Below are 16,662 nucleotides of genomic sequence, written 5' to 3'. Positions count from 1 at the left end.
CGATGCTGGTGTCCTGTTAAAAGCCGCTTTCCCTCACGCCCAGTGCCGCCAGCCGGCGCCAGGCTTCGCCCAATACGGATTCTCCTGCGCCATCCAGTACTACCACACCGCGCAGGGGCTGGGCGGGAGCGGGCAGTTCGTTCAGCAGCACCAGGCGTACCCCGTACTGCGCCTGTACAGGTTCCGCGCGGCGCTGTGCGTCACGGCGTACGGCGATTGGGCCGCCGTGGTCGGAGCTGAGCGCTTCTAACTCCAAGTAGGCGACGCCGGTGGCGTCCACTTCGTCCAGGCGCACTTTCACCGCCGGGCGTGCCGGGTCGTCAGTGATGAAGCGTCCTTCGCTGCCCGTTTCGATCCGCCAGAGGTTTTCTTCGGCCAGGTAGCCGCGCAGGCGCAGCCCGGGCTCTACGATGCGCGCAAGTGATTCGGCAGGATGCAACCAGCGATTCGCGCTCAGGTCGCGTTGCAGGTCGCGTACCACGCCAGCCTGCGGTGCGCGTAGCTGCAGGCGCTCACGCTGGGCGGCCAGGCCGCGGTACTCGGCCACGGCTTCGGCCAGGCGTTGTTCGAGGATGCCCGCATCGGCCGCCGTTTCGCTGCGTGCGGACTGGCGGCGCAGTTGCAGCTGGAGAATTTCGGTCTCGCGCCGGACGATGGCCTGGCGTGAGTCCAGGTCGGGCGAGTCCAGTTCCAGCAGCAGGTCGCCGGCTGCCACGTTCTGCCCGTCGTGCACGTGTACAGCTTTCAAGCGCGCGGCCACCGGTGCATGCAGGGCGCTGGTGCGCGAGGCTTCGAGCAAGGCCGGTATTTCCACCGAGCTGCGCCAGGGCACGATCAGCACAAGCAGTACCGCGCCAAGGCTCAGGCCGGTGATCAGCACCTTGCGTGAGTCGGCCTGTTCACGGCGTTGCCACCATTCGCCCAGCTCGCGCCAGATGGGCAGGCCAATGAACCACAGCAGCTCAACCACCATCAGGAAGATGCCGAGTACTTTGAAGAACAGGTGATAGACCGCCAGCGCGATGCCGAGGAACAGGATTGCGCGCCATAACCAGGAGCCGTAGCCCCATACCAGCAGGCGCCTGCGCATGGTTGGCGACCAGGGCTCCGGGGCGGGCTCGCCATAACCGAACAGGGCTTCACGCAGGCGCCAGCGGCACAGCGCAAAGGCGCGATTCTGCAGGTTGTCCACGCCCCAAAGATCACTGATCAGAAAGTAACCATCGAAACGCATGAAGGGATTGAGATTGATGATCAGGGTTGTGATCCAGGTTGCGCTGGCGAGCATGAAGGCTGCGGTACGCGCCGGGCCGTCGGGCAACAGTGACCAGGCGAGCAGCGCGAGGACAGCCAGGAGCAGTTCGGCGAGTATGCCGCCGGCTCCGATCAGCAGGCGTGAGCGGCGGTCGCGCACGCGCCAGGCATCGCTGACATCGGTGTAGAACATCGGCAGCAACACCATGAACGCCAGGCCCATGCTCTGCACCCGACAGCCAGCGCGCTTGGCCATGAAGGCGTGGCCAAACTCATGGCAAAGCTTTGCGAAGGTCAGCGCGATGCCGAAGGCCAATGCGCCACCGAGGCTGAACAGATGGGGGAAGGTGGCCAGAAAGCGCTGCCAATCGCGCATCACCAGGAACAATCCCAGTACAAAGACCAGCGGCAGGCCCCAGCGCAGCAGCCAGGGACCGTGGCGTTCGAGCACGGGCCAGGCGCGATTGAGGAAGGGATCGGGCCGCAACAGCGGAATGCGGAAGAACAGGTATTGATGCAGTACCCGCTTCCATGGGCTTTGGCGATGGGCGGCGGCTTTCATCGCGTAGCTGGCGCGCTGGTTTTCGTCCAGAGCGGCGATCAGGTCATGGCTGCTGAGAAAGCGCAGCATGTCTTCGAGTTCGGCCTGGCCCAATGGCAGGCCGGGTTCGGCATTGGCGGCCGCTAGTACACGCTGCGGCTCGCCCAGTGTCCAATGGCGCAACAGCCGAACCGCGGCGGCGCCGAGTTTGAAGTAGCGGCCACGCAGGGGATCGGCCAGCGTCCATTGCGGGGCGCCGTCGAGGCCGGGGGCTGCCGGCGATAACTGCAGATCGGGGCGCAGGGCGGGCAGCATCAGAAGCCCAAGCTCTGGCGCGCGGCGGCCAGCGGGCGGCGCATGAGGTAATAGGCCAGGGGCGCGCGATCACCGAACAACTTGGCCGTGCCGCGCAAGCCGATACGTGGCGGAGCACCGACGAAGCTTGCATCCAGGCGATAGGCCAGTTGCCCGGCGGCGGTGGTCTGGGCCTCGTAGGCCGAGCGTTCCAGTTGCGCGTCATGACGGTTGAGCGGATCGCTGTCGAGAAACAGTGCCACCTCGGCGCCAGGCTGAAGAGCAATGGCATCGCCCACTGGCAGCTCGATACGCAGTTCCGCCTGGGTCGGATCGGCGATCTGCATCAGCCGTTCGCCGGTCTGTACCGGTTTGCCGGTAAGGTGCTGGGCATCGGCGAACACGGTGATGCCGGAGCGCTCGGCGCGTACCTCACTGCGGGCCAGTAACTGGCGGGCGTAGTCGCGCTCGGCGCGTTTCTGTTCTACCCGTGCCGCGAGCAAATCGATGCGAGAACTGGACTCCGCATCCGCAAAGGCCCGCTGGGCGTTGGCCTTGAGCTCGGCTTCGGCTACCCCTAGAACGCGCTCGGCAACATCCGCCTGTGCCTTGAGGCTGGTGGCGTCGAAGCGCACCAGCAACTCTCCCTCAACGACACGCTGGTTGGGTTTGACCAGGAACTCGGCAATCACCCCATCCAGCGGTGCGGCGACCACCCGGCCTCCCTGGGGCACCACTTCGGCCGGCGCCAATACCGATTGGCGTACCGGTACCAGCAGGATTAGCGATAGCGCTGCGCCAACCGCCAGCAGCTTTTTCCGCGGCCAGCGCAGACGCCAGGGTTTGCGCGGCTGCAGCGCCAGCCAAGCATGGGCGTAGGTGTCGGCCAATTGGCTCAGCAAGGATTGTTCGGCTTCGCTGAACGCCTGTTCCCGGGCCAGCCAGAGTCCGCCGAACGTCTCGTTCTGACGGTTCTTCAGCGGTAGCCAGTACGCCTGGTTGGCGGACAGGCTTTGCCAATCGACGCGAACCTGCTTATCCAGTCGCTCTGGGTCAACGCTGTGAGCGTCGTTCAACCGGGCCTGATCGAGCAGCTGCGAGACCGCACGTTCAACGAAGGCCACGAAGGGCGCGTTCGGCTCTACCACGCTGATGCCGGTCAGTGCCTGGACCTTGCCGGCGATCAGTAGCGCGGCATGACGGAAGCCGAACAGCGCCTGGCCATCGTTGACCATGGCAAACGCCAGTTGCTCGACGTTGCCGGCCCTCCGGGCCTGTCGCTCCAGCCCGAGAAAAGCGGCGAAGACGCGTTCGGCCGTGCCGGGCAGCGGTGCGTTCATTCCGGTACCTGAAACTGGGCGGTACCGCTCATGCCGGCCAGCAAGCCGCGGGTGTCCGCAGGTAGGCTGCCGATCAGCAGTAGGGTCTGGCTACCTTCGTCGATGCGAGCGCCAAGACGTTTGACTGTGGCCCGAAGGGGCTTGCCGGTTTCGTCGGGGGTGAATTCAAAGGGTTGTTCCGGTTCGATTCGGTTCAGCCAGCTGGACGGTACCAGCAGGTAGATTTCCAGGGTGCCGTTGTCGACCACATCCAGCAGCGGGGCGCCGTTGGCGACGCTTTCGTGTGGCTGGGCGCGACGCTGCACCACGCGGCCGCTGAACGGTGCGACGACGCTGCAGCGTTTTACCTGTACCTGGTACACCTGCGTCTCTGCCAGGGTCTGGGCCTGGCGGGCTTCGGCCAACGCCACTTCAAAGCGACCGACGGAGTTGAGCGCGGCCAGTTGCTTCTTGTGGTTCAGTTCCTCGCGGGTGGCGCGCACCGCGGCTTGCGCGGCGTTCAGTTGGGCCTGATAGGCGCTGCAGTCGAAGCGCACCAGAACGTCGCCTTTGGCGAAATCCTGGCCGTCGGTGAATGGCATTTCAACGATACGGCCAGGCAGCTCGCTGGAGAGCACGGCGTGGTCGCGAGCCCGCAGTATGCCGCGAACCTGTCGTTCTCCGCTCGCCGTTGCGGTATTTGCAAGTGGTTCGAGTAGCAGCTCTTCAGCCCAGAGCGGTGGGTTCAGCGGCAGAGCCAGCAGGCCGAGAGCGAACAGGCGGGCGGGGAGGCTGGGCATGGCATACATCCTTGCATGTAGGCTACGTAGTCTACGGCAGAAGTCGATCGCGGAAAATTGGCCATAGCGGTGTATCAATCCGCAGCATGTGGTCGGTGCTGATGCGCGGTGAGCTTGCTATAGAGGGCATTGGTACCTGTGCTCCCTGCAACCCTGGGCAGGCTGCCTCCTCTCGATCTTTCCCCGCGGTCTAGTGCATCGAAATCATGCTACTGCTGCGGGAGTCAGAGTGGATCAGCGGCGTGGTGGAGCCACCTCCAGCGGATCGGCATGCACCAGTACCTCGGCATTGGGGTATCGGTCATGAATGGCATGCTCGACCGCCACGCACAGGTCGTGCGCCTGCGACAGTGGCAGTTCGCCCGGCAGTTCCAGGTGCATCTGGACGAACCAGCGCGTACCGGAAATGCGCGTGCGAAAATCGTGGCAGCCGTGTACGCCGGGTACTTCACATACCAGTTGCTGCATGTGTGCGCTGATCTCGGGTGACAGCTCGGTATCCATCAGCACCGCGCCGGCTTCGCGGACGATGCTCACTGCACTCCAGAAGATGTAGAACGCGATGGCGATGCCGAACAGCGCGTCGAGCCGTTCCCAGCCGAAGCCGGCGAGGATCAGTGCAAGCAGGATGCTGGCGTTGAGCAGCAGGTCGGAGCGGTAATGCAGCGAATCGGCGCGGATGGCCGTGGAGTGGGTCACTTTCACCACGTGCCGCTGATAGCCCAGCAGCAGTGCCGTCATCACCAGCGAGAGCAGCATCACCGCGATGCCCACGCCCTGCGCGCCCAACGGCTGAGGATGCAGCATACGGTCGACGCCTTGCACCCCGACCAGAATCGCGCTGACGCAGATGAATGCAGCCTGGCCGAGCCCTGCCAATGCCTCGGCCTTGCCGTGGCCGTAGCGGTGATCCTCGTCGGCGGGGCGCAGCGAGTAGTGCACTGCCAGCAGGTTGAGCAGTGAGGCGGCACCATCGAGCAACGAGTCTGTCAGGCCGGCCAGCAGGCTCACCGAACCACTCAGCCACCACGCCACCGCCTTGCTCAGGGCCAGCACTATGGCAGTCGCCAGTGCCGCGCTGCTGGCGCGGCGCAACAGGCGGGCGTGGTCGGCGTTGATGCTCATCGGGTGCGGGGTCAGGCAGCCGGCTGCAGGCCGAAGGCTGCAAGCTGCTCAAGGCTGCCGTCATGCCGGATCAGGCGCGGATCGTCCAGCGGCAGGCTGCGACCGGTCTGCTCCTCGATAATGGCTTTCAGGCGCAGCCTGTCGATCTGGCCGTCGGCACCAATGGCCTCCTGCAGTTTTTCCGGCGCCATCGAGAATTGATCGTCAGGGAAATAGATCGCGCCGGTGGCGAAGTCGATACCAAAGGCGATCAAGCCGGGGATCACGTAGAACAGCAGGCCGACGGCGTTGAGCGCGGCAATCGCCGGGTCGATCTTGCCGTCTATCTGTCCGCGCCGATCCGGGTAGAACAGCGTGCCGCAGGCGGTCAGTTGGGTGAACAGGGAAACGGCCAGCACGCCGCCGATGACACGGGAACGAGTACGCATAAAGACCTCCTGGAAAAGTGTCGCAACTATACCTACAGACGTTGATATTTGCGTGCTATCAGACAGGTCGAATGGCGCCTTGTTCGGAGCGTGAGCTGGCGGCTGAAGGCCGGCTGAAGCAGCGGGTATCTGCCCCCGGCGCTTTTATCGTCTTCCCTTATAATGCGCGCCCCGATCGCGGAGTGCATATGAGCCCCTTGCCCATCGAACAGGTCCTGCCGGCGCTGCGTCAGGCCCTGCAATGTCGAGACGAAGTCGTGCTGGAAGCACCGCCCGGCGCCGGCAAGACCACCCGCGTGCCGCTGGCCTTGCTGGACGAGCCCTGGCTGGCCGGGCAGTCGATGATCATGCTCGAACCGCGTCGGCTGGCTGCACGGGCCGCCGCCGAACGGCTGGCTAGCGAGCTGGGCGAGCAGGTGGGGGAAACGGTTGGCTATCGCATTCGGCTCGACAGCAAGATCGGGCCGAAGACGCGCATCGAGGTGGTCACCGAAGGCATTCTCGCCCGCCGTTTGCAGGACGATCCGGCGCTGGAGGGTGTCGGGCTGGTGATATTCGACGAATTTCACGAGCGCGGTCTGGATGCCGACCTGGCCCTGGCGCTGACCCTCAATGCCCGCATGCTGCTGCGCGACGAGCCGCTCAAGGTGCTGCTGATGTCGGCCACGCTGGAGGGCGAGCGTTTGTCGACGCTGCTCGACGATGCGCCGGTGGTGCGCAGTGACGGGCGCATGTACCCGGTGGTGCTGCGCTGGAGCAGGCCATACCAGGCTGGGGAGCGCATCGAGCCGCGCGTGGTGCAGACGGTGTTGCAGGCACTGGAAGAAGAGGGCGGCAGCCTGCTGGTGTTTCTGCCGGGGCAGGCGGAAATCCGCAGGGTCAACGAGGCATTGGCCGAACAGCTGGCCGCTCGCACGGATATCCTGCTCTGTCCTCTGCATGGCGAACTGGAACTGGCCGCTCAGCGCGCCGCCATCGATCCGCCGCCGGCCGGCCAGCGCAAGGTGGTGCTGGCCACCAATATCGCCGAGACCAGCCTGACCATCGAAGGCGTGCGGGTGGTGGTGGACGCCGGCCTGGCGCGGGTGCCGCGGTTCGACCCCGGCAGCGGCATGACGCGGCTGGACACCCGGCGCATCTCCCGAGCCTCGGCCACCCAGCGTGCAGGGCGGGCCGGGCGTCTGGAGCCGGGCGCCTGCTATCGGCTGTGGTCCGAAGACCAGCATGCACAACTGAGTGCCTACGGTGAGGCGGAAATTCTCCAGGCGGACCTGGCGGGTGTTGCCCTGCAACTGGCGCGCTGGGGTGTCGAGCCGGACGAGCTGAGCTGGCTCGATCGTCCCCCGGCTGCCGCCTATGCCCAGGCGCAGGCGTTGCTGGAACGGCTGGGTGCGCTGCAGCGCAACGCACATGGCAGTTGGCAACTGACCACTCAAGGCCAGGCCATGGCCGGACTGCCCACCCACCCGCGTCTGGCGCATATGCTGCTGCGCGGTCAGGATTTGGGCGTTGCTGCGCTGGCCGCGGATGTCGCTGCACTGCTGGCCGAGCGCGACATCCTGCGCGATGCCGGGGCTGATCTGAGCCTGCGTCTGCAGCAGTTGGCGAGCGGTCGTGGCGGTGCTGTGCAGCGGGTACGCCAACTGGCCCGGCAATTTCGCAGCCTGCTGCGCGAGCGGGCGAATACGTCCGGAGCGGCGCTGGGCGAGGCGCACGCCCTGGCAGCGCTGCTGGCCTTTGCTTATCCCGACCGCGTAGCCCGCCAGCGGCGCGAAGGCGGTGGTGAATACCGCCTGGCCAATGGACGAGCAGCGCAATTTGGCGAGCCGGATGGGCTGATGAAGGAGCCCTGGCTGGTGATCGCCGAACTCGGCAGCCAGCAGGGGCGGCGCGAGGAACGCATCTACCGTGCGGTGGCGTTGGACCCGGCGCTGTTCGATGGCGTGCTGGCAGAGCTGGTCAGCCAGCACGACGAGCTGGATTGGGACGAACGCGAGGGCGTGCTGCGTGCCGAGCGCCAGGGTCGGGTTGGCGAGCTGACCCTGAGCCGTGAAGCGCTGCCGGGGCTCGATGAAGCGGCGCGCAGTCAGGCATTGCTCGGTCTGGTGCGGCGCAAGGGGCTGGAACTGCTGACCTGGACGCCCGAACTGCGTCAGTGGCAGGCGCGCATCGCCCTGCTGCGGCAACTGAGCCATGACCAGAGCAGCGACAGTGACTGGCCAGATGTCAGTGATTCAGCCTTGCTGGCGCGGCTGGAAGACTGGCTGTTGCCGTATCTGGGCAAGGTCTCGCGGCTGGCGCATTTTGCCCAGCTGGACATGAAGGCCATGCTCGCCACACTGCTGCCCTGGCCACTGCCGCAGCGCCTGGAGGAGCAGGCGCCAAGCGCCATTGGCGTGCCGTCCGGCTCGCGCATTCGTCTGGATTACAGCGAGCAGCCGCCGGTACTGGCGGTACGGCTGCAGGAGCTGTTCGGTCTGGCTGATACGCCACGCATTGCCGGCGGACGGTTGACCGTCAAGCTGCACCTGCTGTCACCGGCGCGCAGGCCGGTGCAGGTGACACAGGATCTGGCGAGCTTCTGGGCCAATACCTACGCCGAGGTGAAGAAGGATTTGAAGGGTCGTTACCCGAAGCACTACTGGCCGGATGACCCGCTGATCGCCGAACCCACCGCCAGGGCCAAGCCACGCGGACAGTAACGTCAGGGCAGTCGCGAAGAGGCCGCGGGCTGGCTATGCTTGCGCTGAGTGCGTCCGGCTTGGCAGGGGTTGGCCGGGTGGCCGAATTCAGGACCGGATGGAGTGGTTTATGCGGCGCAAGGTATTTGCCAGCAAGGTGTTCGACCGCAAGGTGGTGCTGATCACGGGGGGCTGTGCGGGCATTGGCCGCGCGCTGGCAGAGCGCATGGCCCAGGCCGGTGCGCGGCTGGTGATCTTCGATCTGGAGCAGAACGCCCTCGACGGTCTGGTGCAGCATCTGGCTGACCGGCACAACGCCGAGGCGCTGGGGCTGTGCTGCGATGTGTCGGATGCGGTGGCGGTGCAGCAGGCCGTTACGCTGGTGGTGGAGCGTTTCGGCGGGATCGATGTGCTGGTCAATAACGCCGGCATTACCCATCGCAGCCGCGTCGCCGACACCAGCCTGAAGGTGTTCGAGCGGATCATGGCGGTGAATTTTTATGGCGCGCTGCATTGCACCCAGGCGGCTCTGCCGAGCCTGACGGCGCGCAGCGGGCAGATCATCGTGCTCAGTTCGCTTTCGCAATATGCGCCGGTGCCTGATCGTGCCGCCTACAATGCCAGCAAGCATGCCCTGCACGGCCTGTTCGAAACCCTGCGCGGTGAGCTCGACGGCACTGGCGTCAACGTGATGCTGGTGTGCCCCGGTTATACCGCCACTGACCTGCGCAAGAACGTGCTGGTCGGTGATGGCTCAACCGCGCCGCAGCCAGTGCTGGCCGTGGGCCGCGTGGCGTCGCCGCAGGATGTGGCCGAATCCATCTTTCAGGGCGCGCTGAAGCGGCGTCGGCTGCTGGTGTTGTCCAACCTGGACTGGCGCGCCCGGTTGGTGGCGCGCTGCTTTCCGCGTCTGTTCGAGCATCTGCTGTTGCCGCGATTGGCAGGCAGCAGCATTCGCGGCTGAAGCCGCTCCCACAGTGCCCCGGTACACGCCGTACCTGTAGGAGGGGGCTTGCCCGCGAGCTTTTCACGGGGCTGCATAAAGCTCGCGGACAAGTCCGCTCCTACTTTTTACGCACTCATCCTGTGGGTGCGAATTCATCGGTCTGAATCGCCGCAGAGCATGAAGCAGCGGAACACCACCACTGTGGCCAGCAGCTGAACCATCCCGACACCGCCATCGACCAGAATCGCCAGCGCTGCAGGCGGCGTGGCATCGCCCCAGAACTGTGTGGCGAGCCAGGCTTCGAGCAGCCACACCGGCAGCAACACTACGAGCATGCAGCCGAGTATCAGCAGGAAATGCCCGCGCGTCTGAGCGAAGCTTTCCTTCAACGCCGCCAGTGGAGTCAACCCGCGCAGCATCAGCAGGTATTCGGCAAAGGCGATTTTCACCATCACCCAGAGCCCCGGCAGCACGAACAGCGAGGCGCCAAGCACGATCAGCAGCGTCCCCAGCGCGGCGAGCACCGCCAGTGAGGGCCACAGGGGCAGCACCCGCGCCCATACCTCGCGTGCAGCGGGATCATGGCCGCGGCTGCGGGCGTCGAGAAACAGGATCAGCGCGCCGACATACAGGGGATAGAAGAGTATCTCGGTCAGCAATTCCTGCGCGGGCAGCGCGTTCTGGCCCAGCCAGTGCTCGATCATCAGTCTGACGCAGCTTTCCAGCAGAATCAGCGGCAGGCAGAGCCGCGCGATGCCGGGCAGGTTGCGGGAGTAGAAGTACCAGGCGTCACGGAGGATGGAAAATACGTTCACGTCGATAGGGTCTCGAAAAAAAGGCGCGTACTTTAACAAGACCGCAACGCAGGACAGGCGCGATTTTGCCGTCCATACTGGCCAGCCCTTTCCTGACCCAGGCCACTGCGTGAAGAAGATTGCCCTGTTTGCCGATGTGCAGAATCTCTATTACACGGTGCGCCAGGCACACGGTTGCCACTTCAACTATGCAGCTCTGTGGAATGAAGTCAGCGCGCGCGGCGAAATCGTCGAGGCGTATGCCTATGCCATCGAACGTGGCGACGCCAAGCAGCAGCAATTCCAGCAGATCCTGCGCAACCTTGGTTTTACGGTGAGGCTCAAGCCCTATATCCAGCGCAGCGACGGCTCCGCCAAGGGCGACTGGGACGTGGGCATCACCATCGACGTGCTGGATGCCGCGGCGCGTGTGGATGAAATCGTGCTGGCCTCCGGCGACGGCGATTTCGACCTGCTGCTCGACCGTGTACGCGCCGGCGGCGGCGAGGCCACGGCCTATGGCGTGCCGGGGCTGACGGCACAATCGCTGATCCGCGCCGCCACACGCTATGTGCCCATCGAAGGCAGGCTGCTGCTGCGCTAGCTGCCGTGGTGCCGCACCTGCTCGACTCATCACCGGTATGGTTTTTGTAGGATGGAACCGCCGTAGGCGTTTCCGTCGCATACCGCGCGCCTGCGGTGTTCCGCGGCCTAACAGCACGGGACGCATCCGTGCAAAAGCTGTATCGCCTTTGGCTCCCCGGATTACGCCTACGGCTAATCCAGGCTACGTACTGCGGGGTTTACGCGTAAACTTGCGCCCTCGTTCCCCTTGCCGGTTTGCACCATGACCTTCGCCACCCTGGGCCTGATCGATCCGCTGCTGCGCACGCTCGAATCCCTCGACTACACCACGCCAACGCCGGTCCAGGCCAAGGCCATTCCCGCCGTGCTCAAGGGCCGCGACCTGATGGCCGCCGCGCAGACCGGCACCGGCAAGACCGCCGGTTTCGCCCTGCCGCTGTTGCAACGCCTGACCATGGAAGGTGCCAAGGTGGCGAGCAATTCGGTGCGTGCACTGGTACTGGTGCCAACCCGCGAACTGGCCGAACAGGTACATGAAAGCTTTCGTGTCTACGGGCAGCATCTGCCGTTGCGTACCTATGCGGTATACGGCGGCGTCAGCATCAACCCGCAGATGATGGCGCTGCGTAAAGGCATCGATGTGCTGGTGGCGACGCCCGGTCGGCTGCTCGATCTGTACCGGCAGAATGCGGTGAAATTCGATCAGGTCCAGGCGCTGGTGCTGGATGAGGCCGACCGCATGCTTGACCTGGGGTTCTCCGAAGAACTGGATGACCTGTTCAGCGCACTGCCACGCAAACGGCAGACGCTGCTGTTCTCCGCGACCTTCTCCGATCCCATCCGGCAGATGGCCCGAGAGCTGCTGCGCGACCCGCTGACCATCGAGGTCAGTCCGCGCAACGCTGCGGCGAAGACCGTCAAGCAGTGGCTGGTGACGGTGGACAAGAAGCGCAAGAGCGAACTTTTCCTGCACTTGCTGACGGAAAAGCGCTGGGGCCAGGTGCTGGTGTTCGTCAAGACGCGCAAGGGCGTCGATCAGCTTGCCGAGGAACTTCAGGCCCAGGGCATTGCCAGCGAGGCGATTCACGGCGACAGGCCGCAAGCCAGCCGTATGCGTGCGCTGGAACGCTTCAAGGCCGGTGAGGTACAGATCCTGGTCGCCACCGATGTGGCCGCCCGCGGACTGGATATCCACGACCTGCCGCAGGTGGTCAACTTCGATCTGCCCATCGTCGCCGAAGACTACGTACACCGCATCGGTCGTACTGGCCGCGCTGGGGCCACGGGTGAAGCGATTTCCCTGGTCAGCGCCGATGAAGTCGATCAGTTGGCCGCCATCGAAACCCTGATCCAGCAGGTTCTGCCGCGTCATGACGAGCTGGGTTTCGTGCCCGATCACCGGGTGCCGACCACCACCCTCGGCGGTCAGATCATCAAGAAGCCGAAAAAACCCAAGAAGCCGAAGGAGGGTGCTGCCAAGGGCAAGATCCACCTGGGCAACTGGTTCGATGAAAGCGAAAAACCCAATGCCAAGCCGATTCGCAAGGTGCCTAGTCTCGGCGGAGCGAAGCCGGCGAAGAAGCGTTAAAGCGCCGCCGTTAGGTGGCGGCGGGTGCAATGATGAAGCGCGTGTGAATAGAGGTCAGTCGATGAGCAGTCCGAAAAACTGGTTCGATCAAGGCGGGCAGGCCTACGCGCGTTTCAGGCCGGAATACCCTCCCGAACTTGCCGAATTCCTTGCCTCGATTGCGCCAGATACTCAGCTCGCGGTAGATGCCGGTTGCGGAAATGGCCAACTCGCCGGGCAGCTCGCCAAATATTTCTCATCTGTCACGGGACTTGATCCGAGTGCCGATCAGCTGACGCATGCCGCGCCACAGGCAAACGTCACTTATCTGTGCGCCCCGGCGGAAGGAATGCCGTTACCGGATCGCAGCGCGAGCCTTGTCACTGCCGCACAGGCCGCGCATTGGTTCGATCTGCCTGCCTTCTACGCCGAAGTGCGCCGAGTCGCGATGCCCAGCGCCGTGCTGGCGCTGATCAGCTACGGCGTTCTACAGCTGGACGCAGAGCTGGATGCCCGCTTCCAGCAGTTCTACTGGCAGGAGATCGGCCCCTATTGGCCGGCTGAGCGCCGGCTAGTCGATAGCGGCTACGCCACGCTCGATTTCCCCTTCGAGTCGATTGCCTCGCCCGCCATGCTGATCCGTCTTGATTGGAACCTGAACGAGTTCCTCGGCTACATCGCGACCTGGTCAGCCGTGCGTCAGGCGCAAGAGGCCGGGCGAGCCGACATCCTGCATCGCTTCGCAAGCGATCTGGCGCAGACCTGGGGCGATGCTGAGAGCAGGCGGTCGATTTCCTGGCCCATCAATATGCGGGTTGGCCGCGTCTAAGCGATCAGGCCGGCGTCAGGTTATTCAGTCGAGAGTCCGTGCCTCATTGCCACGTCAAAACTGCCTCACCAGCGCCGCGGTCAGGATGCCGGCGGCGATTGCCGGTAGCGGCTTTTTTAGTAGCAGCATGGTGGCAGCCGTGGCCAACAACGCCAGCCTGGCGCCGCTGTCGCCCTCCAGCGCCATGGGAGCCAGCAGCGCCACCAGCACCGAGCCGGACATGGCGCCAATGAATTGCTTCACCCGCTGGCCAATGGGCACGAACGACATCACATAAACGCCGCCCCAGCGGGTCGCTAGCGTCACGACTGCCATGACCAGCACCAGAATCAGTGCGCCGGCCCCGGTGGTTTCAATGTTCACGTTTCTTCTCCGGCCAGAATATCCCCGTCACGCCGCCTGCCAGTGCGCCCACCACGACATGGCTGTTGTCCGGCAAGTACCAGTAGGCCAGCAGGGAAGCGCAGGCGGCGACGATCCAGATCATCAGCATGCGCAGGTTCTTTTCCCCACCCACCACCATGGCCAGCAGAAAGCAGCCCATCACCATATCCAGGCCCAGACTCCGGGGGTTTTCAATGGCGCCGCCGAAGTGGACACCCAGCCAGGTGCCCAATACCCAGGATGCCCAAAGGGCGAGGCCGCCGCCCAGCAGAAGCCCAATGCCCGGTTGCCTGCTATTGAATGCCTGCATGGCCATCGCCCAGTTGGCATCGGAAGCCATGAGCATGACGCCGTAGCGCTGCGACGGTGGCAGATGGCGTAGCCACGGATAGAGCGTTGCCCCCATCAGCAGATGGCGGGCATTGATGGCAAACACGGTAATCACGAGTGTGAGCAACGGCACCTGTGGTCCCCACAGTTCCAGCGCCGCAAATTGCGAGGCGCCGGCGAAGACCAGCGTGCTCATCGCGAGGATCACCGACTCATCCAACTCCGTTTGTACGGCCGCGAGGCCGAAGGCCGCGCCGAATATCACGACGAACAGGGAGACCGGGGCAAGCTTCTTGAAGCCGGCCCACACGGAGTGACGGTTGAAAAGATGCAACGTCGTTTCGGCGTCGGTCATGCCGCGGGCTCTGGTCTGTAATGCATATGAATGGAGGCTGGTTGAAGGTGTGTCGCGGTGTGTTTGGAAGGACTACACGCTGGGCGTTGCCAGGCTGAACCCGTGATCGGTCCGCATGTTATCCGATGAGCATGGGCAGTCCCATGCTTTCAAATTGCGAATGGCGAACTGGAATGCGACCTGCGGCGCGCACCATCCATGTCGAATTGGCTCAAACACAATGAGCCATTCCCGGCTCGACCGGAGGTGAACCATGAGTATCGATCCGATCGACAGGCTTCATAGCCAGCAGCCCGTGCCTGACCAGGACCAGCCTCCTGTCAAGGCGCCTGACCCGGACTTCAACACCGATAACCCAGACGTCCGGGATCCCGGCGAGCCCGTCGACCGACCCGGTATCGGTCCAGATATACAGGACCCCGGCAGGCCGGATCTTGATGATCCGAACGAGCCGGGGCTGGGCAATCCGATCCCCTGATGGTCTCAGTGTCTGCTGCCGGTCGCATCAGCGTTCCATGCGGCGCATACAACATAGACCTCATGGATTGACCTGCCCAACCCGGAGGTGGCCAGATTCTCGTGGACAAAACACCGGTGCCGAGCTGACTGGTACTGTGGACATGGTGGCGATGCATATCGGCAAGGCGCTGCTGGTCGATGTATCTGCGACACGGCGATGGCAAAGTCGGTCCAGTGTGCCTCCAGAGCGGCTGGAGCGTCGGTAGCGCCTGCTATCGTCATTTGCATTCCAGCGTCTTTCGAGGAGGTGCAGCATGGACCGTTTCACTGGCGGCTGTCTGTGCGGCGAGGTGCGGATTCTGGCCTTCGGACGGCCGTACCGGGTAGGGCTCTGTCATTGCCTCGACTGTCGCAAACATCACGGGGCGCTCTTCTACGCGGCGGCGGTATTTTCGCAGGAGGCGGTGACTATCGAGGGAGAAACACGAGACTACGCCGGGCGGCACTTCTGCCCGCGCTGTGGCTCGTCGGTTTTCGCCCGCACTGTGGATGAAATCGAAGTGCACCTGGGCGCACTGGATGCGCCCGATCTGCTGATGCCGACCTATGAAAGCTGGGCCGTACGACGCGAGGCCTGGTTGCCGGCGTTTCCGGTTGCGAAGCGGTACGAGCGGAATCGTGATGCCTCAGGGCGTTCGGAGTGAAGGAAAGGCTGGCGTCGCGTTATGGCTGCTTCCGCCAGCGCAGTATTCCTTCAGCGGCAGCGCGACCGCTGGCGAAGCAGGCGGTAAGCAGATAACCGCCGGTGGGCGCTTCCCAGTCGAGCATTTCGCCGGCGCAGAACACGCCGGGCAGCTGGCGCAGCATCAGGTTTTCATCCAGTGCTTCGAAAGGCACGCCGCCGGCGCTGCTGATGGCTTCGTCCAGCGGACGCGGACGAACGAGTGTAATCGGCAGAGCCTTGATACTGGTCGCAAGCGCTTGAGGGTCCTGAAAGGTTTCGGCAGCGGTCAGTTCGCGCAGCAACGCGGCCTTGGCGCCATCCAGCTTTAACTGACGATGCAGGTGCTTGGCCATGGACTGCGAGCCTCGTGGTTTGGCCAGGGCCGCGGCGATGTTCGCCTGGGTGCGATTCGGCAGCAGGTCGAGCAGTACGGTGGCCGAGCCAGACGCGTTGATCGTTTCCCGGATGTCGGCTGACAACGCGTAAACCAGACTGCCTTCGATGCCGGTCGCGGTGAGGACGAACTCGCCCTTGCGTGGGGTTTCGTTGGGCAAGGCGAGGCTGACTGTCTTCAAAGGTGCGCCGGCGAATTTCTCCACAAGGTGCGCACTCCAGCCTGCAACCTCGAACCCACAGTTGGCCGGTTGCAGCGGTGCGACGCTCACGCCACGCGTCTGCAGCAGCGGCACCCAGGCGCCATCGGAGCCCAGCCGCGACCAGCTGCCGCCGCCCAGGGCGAGCAGGGTGGCGGCGGGCTCCAGCTGCGTTTCGCCATGTGGGCCGGCGATACGCAGCTGACCTTTCTTGTTCCACCCCAGCCAGCGCTGGCGCGTGTGGAGCTGCACGCCGTGCTCACGTAGCCGCTTGAGCCAGGCGCGCAATAATGGCGCAGCTTTCATGTCGGTGGGAAACACGCGACCGGAGCTGCCGACGAAGGTGTCGATGCCCAGGCCGTGAATCCACTCGCGCAGCGTGTTCGGCGAGAAGGCCTCCAGCAGCGGGCGCAGGTCATCGGCGCGCTGGCGATAACGATCGACGAAGGCAGCGAAGTCCTCGGCATGGGTGATGTTCATGCCGCCGACGCCGGCCAGCAGGAACTTGCGCCCGACTGAGGGCATGGCGTCATAGAGATCAACCGCGACGCCGGCCTGGCTGAGCACCTCGGCAGCCATCAGCCCGGCAGGGCCGCCACCGATGATGGCGATGCGAGGATCAGCAGAGGTCATGGCGATGGCCGGGCAGTTGCG

Annotated in this window: 16 protein-coding genes; 7 read left to right on the top strand and 9 right to left on the bottom strand. The window is 64.4% G+C overall.

Going from position 1 to position 16,662, the window contains the following annotated elements; translation table 11 throughout:
- Positions 1-16: 16 nt before the first annotated feature.
- The 5 genes from NAV32_RS01395 to NAV32_RS01375 form a co-directional block, all read right to left on the bottom strand.
- Positions 17-2,113, bottom strand: a complete 2,097-nt coding sequence (locus NAV32_RS01395) for a biotin/lipoyl-binding protein (RefSeq protein WP_256051144.1) — start codon at positions 2,111-2,113, stop codon at positions 17-19.
- Positions 2,110-3,429: an efflux RND transporter periplasmic adaptor subunit gene (locus NAV32_RS01390; RefSeq protein ID WP_256051001.1), complete on the bottom strand. Its 1,320-nt coding sequence runs from the start codon at positions 3,427-3,429 to the stop codon at positions 2,110-2,112. The genes NAV32_RS01395 and NAV32_RS01390 overlap by 4 nt, the downstream gene beginning before the upstream one ends.
- Positions 3,426-4,208: an efflux RND transporter periplasmic adaptor subunit gene (locus NAV32_RS01385; RefSeq protein WP_256051000.1), complete on the bottom strand. Its 783-nt coding sequence runs from the start codon at positions 4,206-4,208 to the stop codon at positions 3,426-3,428. Before NAV32_RS01385 ends, NAV32_RS01390 begins: the two co-directional genes overlap by 4 nt.
- 234 nt (positions 4,209-4,442) lie before the next feature.
- Positions 4,443-5,333 carry a cation diffusion facilitator family transporter gene (locus tag NAV32_RS01380; protein WP_256050999.1) on the bottom strand — a complete coding sequence of 297 codons (891 nt, stop codon included), beginning with the start codon at positions 5,331-5,333 and terminating at the stop codon, positions 4,443-4,445.
- An 11-nt stretch (positions 5,334-5,344) separates the two neighbouring features.
- On the bottom strand, positions 5,345-5,761 hold the full coding sequence (locus NAV32_RS01375) for a polyribonucleotide nucleotidyltransferase (protein WP_256050998.1): 417 nt from the start codon (positions 5,759-5,761) through the stop codon (positions 5,345-5,347).
- A gap of 188 nt (positions 5,762-5,949) precedes the next feature.
- On the opposite strand from NAV32_RS01375, the gene hrpB reads away from it, so the two are divergent.
- The gene (gene hrpB / locus NAV32_RS01370) at positions 5,950-8,463 is read left to right on the top strand and encodes an ATP-dependent helicase HrpB (protein ID WP_256050997.1); all 2,514 of its coding nucleotides are present in this window, start codon (positions 5,950-5,952) and stop codon (positions 8,461-8,463) included.
- 109 nt (positions 8,464-8,572) lie between these two features.
- Entirely contained in the window at positions 8,573-9,406 is an 834-nt protein-coding gene (locus tag NAV32_RS01365; protein WP_256050996.1) for an SDR family oxidoreductase, read from the top strand.
- 134 nt (positions 9,407-9,540) lie between these two features.
- Here NAV32_RS01365 and NAV32_RS01360 read toward each other — a convergent pair whose 3' ends face one another.
- Positions 9,541-10,203 (bottom strand): YciC family protein, encoded by a 663-nt coding sequence (locus tag NAV32_RS01360; RefSeq protein WP_256050995.1) that lies wholly within the window; start codon positions 10,201-10,203, stop codon positions 9,541-9,543.
- A 109-nt stretch (positions 10,204-10,312) separates the two neighbouring features.
- Here NAV32_RS01360 and NAV32_RS01355 point away from each other — a divergent pair, with 109 nt between their 5' ends.
- The 3 genes from NAV32_RS01355 (at position 10,313) to NAV32_RS01345 (ending at position 13,163) form a co-directional block, all read left to right on the top strand.
- The gene (locus NAV32_RS01355) at positions 10,313-10,786 is read left to right on the top strand and encodes an NYN domain-containing protein (RefSeq protein WP_256050994.1); all 474 of its coding nucleotides are present in this window, start codon (positions 10,313-10,315) and stop codon (positions 10,784-10,786) included.
- Between the two features lie 243 nt (positions 10,787-11,029).
- Positions 11,030-12,355, top strand: a complete 1,326-nt coding sequence (locus tag NAV32_RS01350; RefSeq protein WP_256050993.1) for a DEAD/DEAH box helicase — start codon at positions 11,030-11,032, stop codon at positions 12,353-12,355.
- Positions 12,356-12,416: 61 nt separating this feature from the next.
- The gene (locus tag NAV32_RS01345; RefSeq protein WP_256050992.1) at positions 12,417-13,163 is read left to right on the top strand and encodes a class I SAM-dependent methyltransferase; all 747 of its coding nucleotides are present in this window, start codon (positions 12,417-12,419) and stop codon (positions 13,161-13,163) included.
- A 54-nt stretch (positions 13,164-13,217) separates the two neighbouring features.
- Here NAV32_RS01345 and NAV32_RS01340 read toward each other — a convergent pair whose 3' ends face one another.
- Together NAV32_RS01340 and NAV32_RS01335 are read right to left on the bottom strand one after the other, a co-directional pair.
- On the bottom strand, positions 13,218-13,526 hold the full coding sequence (locus NAV32_RS01340) for an AzlD family protein (RefSeq protein ID WP_256050991.1): 309 nt from the start codon (positions 13,524-13,526) through the stop codon (positions 13,218-13,220).
- Positions 13,516-14,232 (bottom strand): AzlC family ABC transporter permease, encoded by a 717-nt coding sequence (locus NAV32_RS01335; RefSeq protein WP_256050990.1) that lies wholly within the window; start codon positions 14,230-14,232, stop codon positions 13,516-13,518. Before NAV32_RS01335 ends, NAV32_RS01340 begins: the two co-directional genes overlap by 11 nt.
- 253 nt (positions 14,233-14,485) lie before the next feature.
- On the opposite strand from NAV32_RS01335, the gene NAV32_RS01330 reads away from it, so the two are divergent.
- Together NAV32_RS01330 and NAV32_RS01325 are read left to right on the top strand one after the other, a co-directional pair.
- Complete coding sequence (locus NAV32_RS01330; protein ID WP_256050989.1) at positions 14,486-14,710, top strand: hypothetical protein; 225 nt, start codon at positions 14,486-14,488, stop codon at positions 14,708-14,710.
- 295 nt (positions 14,711-15,005) lie between these two features.
- Entirely contained in the window at positions 15,006-15,395 is a 390-nt protein-coding gene (locus NAV32_RS01325) for a GFA family protein (RefSeq protein WP_256050988.1), read from the top strand.
- Positions 15,396-15,414: 19 nt separating this feature from the next.
- On the opposite strand, the gene NAV32_RS01320 is transcribed toward NAV32_RS01325, so the two are convergent.
- Positions 15,415-16,641, bottom strand: coding sequence for a TIGR03862 family flavoprotein (locus NAV32_RS01320; protein WP_256050987.1), 1,227 nt, complete (start codon positions 16,639-16,641; stop codon positions 15,415-15,417).
- Positions 16,642-16,662: the final 21 nt, after the last annotated feature.

It is taken from the genome of Stutzerimonas stutzeri (assembly GCF_024448695.1).
In the GTDB taxonomy this organism is placed as follows: domain Bacteria; phylum Pseudomonadota; class Gammaproteobacteria; order Pseudomonadales; family Pseudomonadaceae; genus Stutzerimonas; species Stutzerimonas stutzeri_T.
This window is presented reverse-complemented; position numbering and strand designations above follow the sequence as displayed.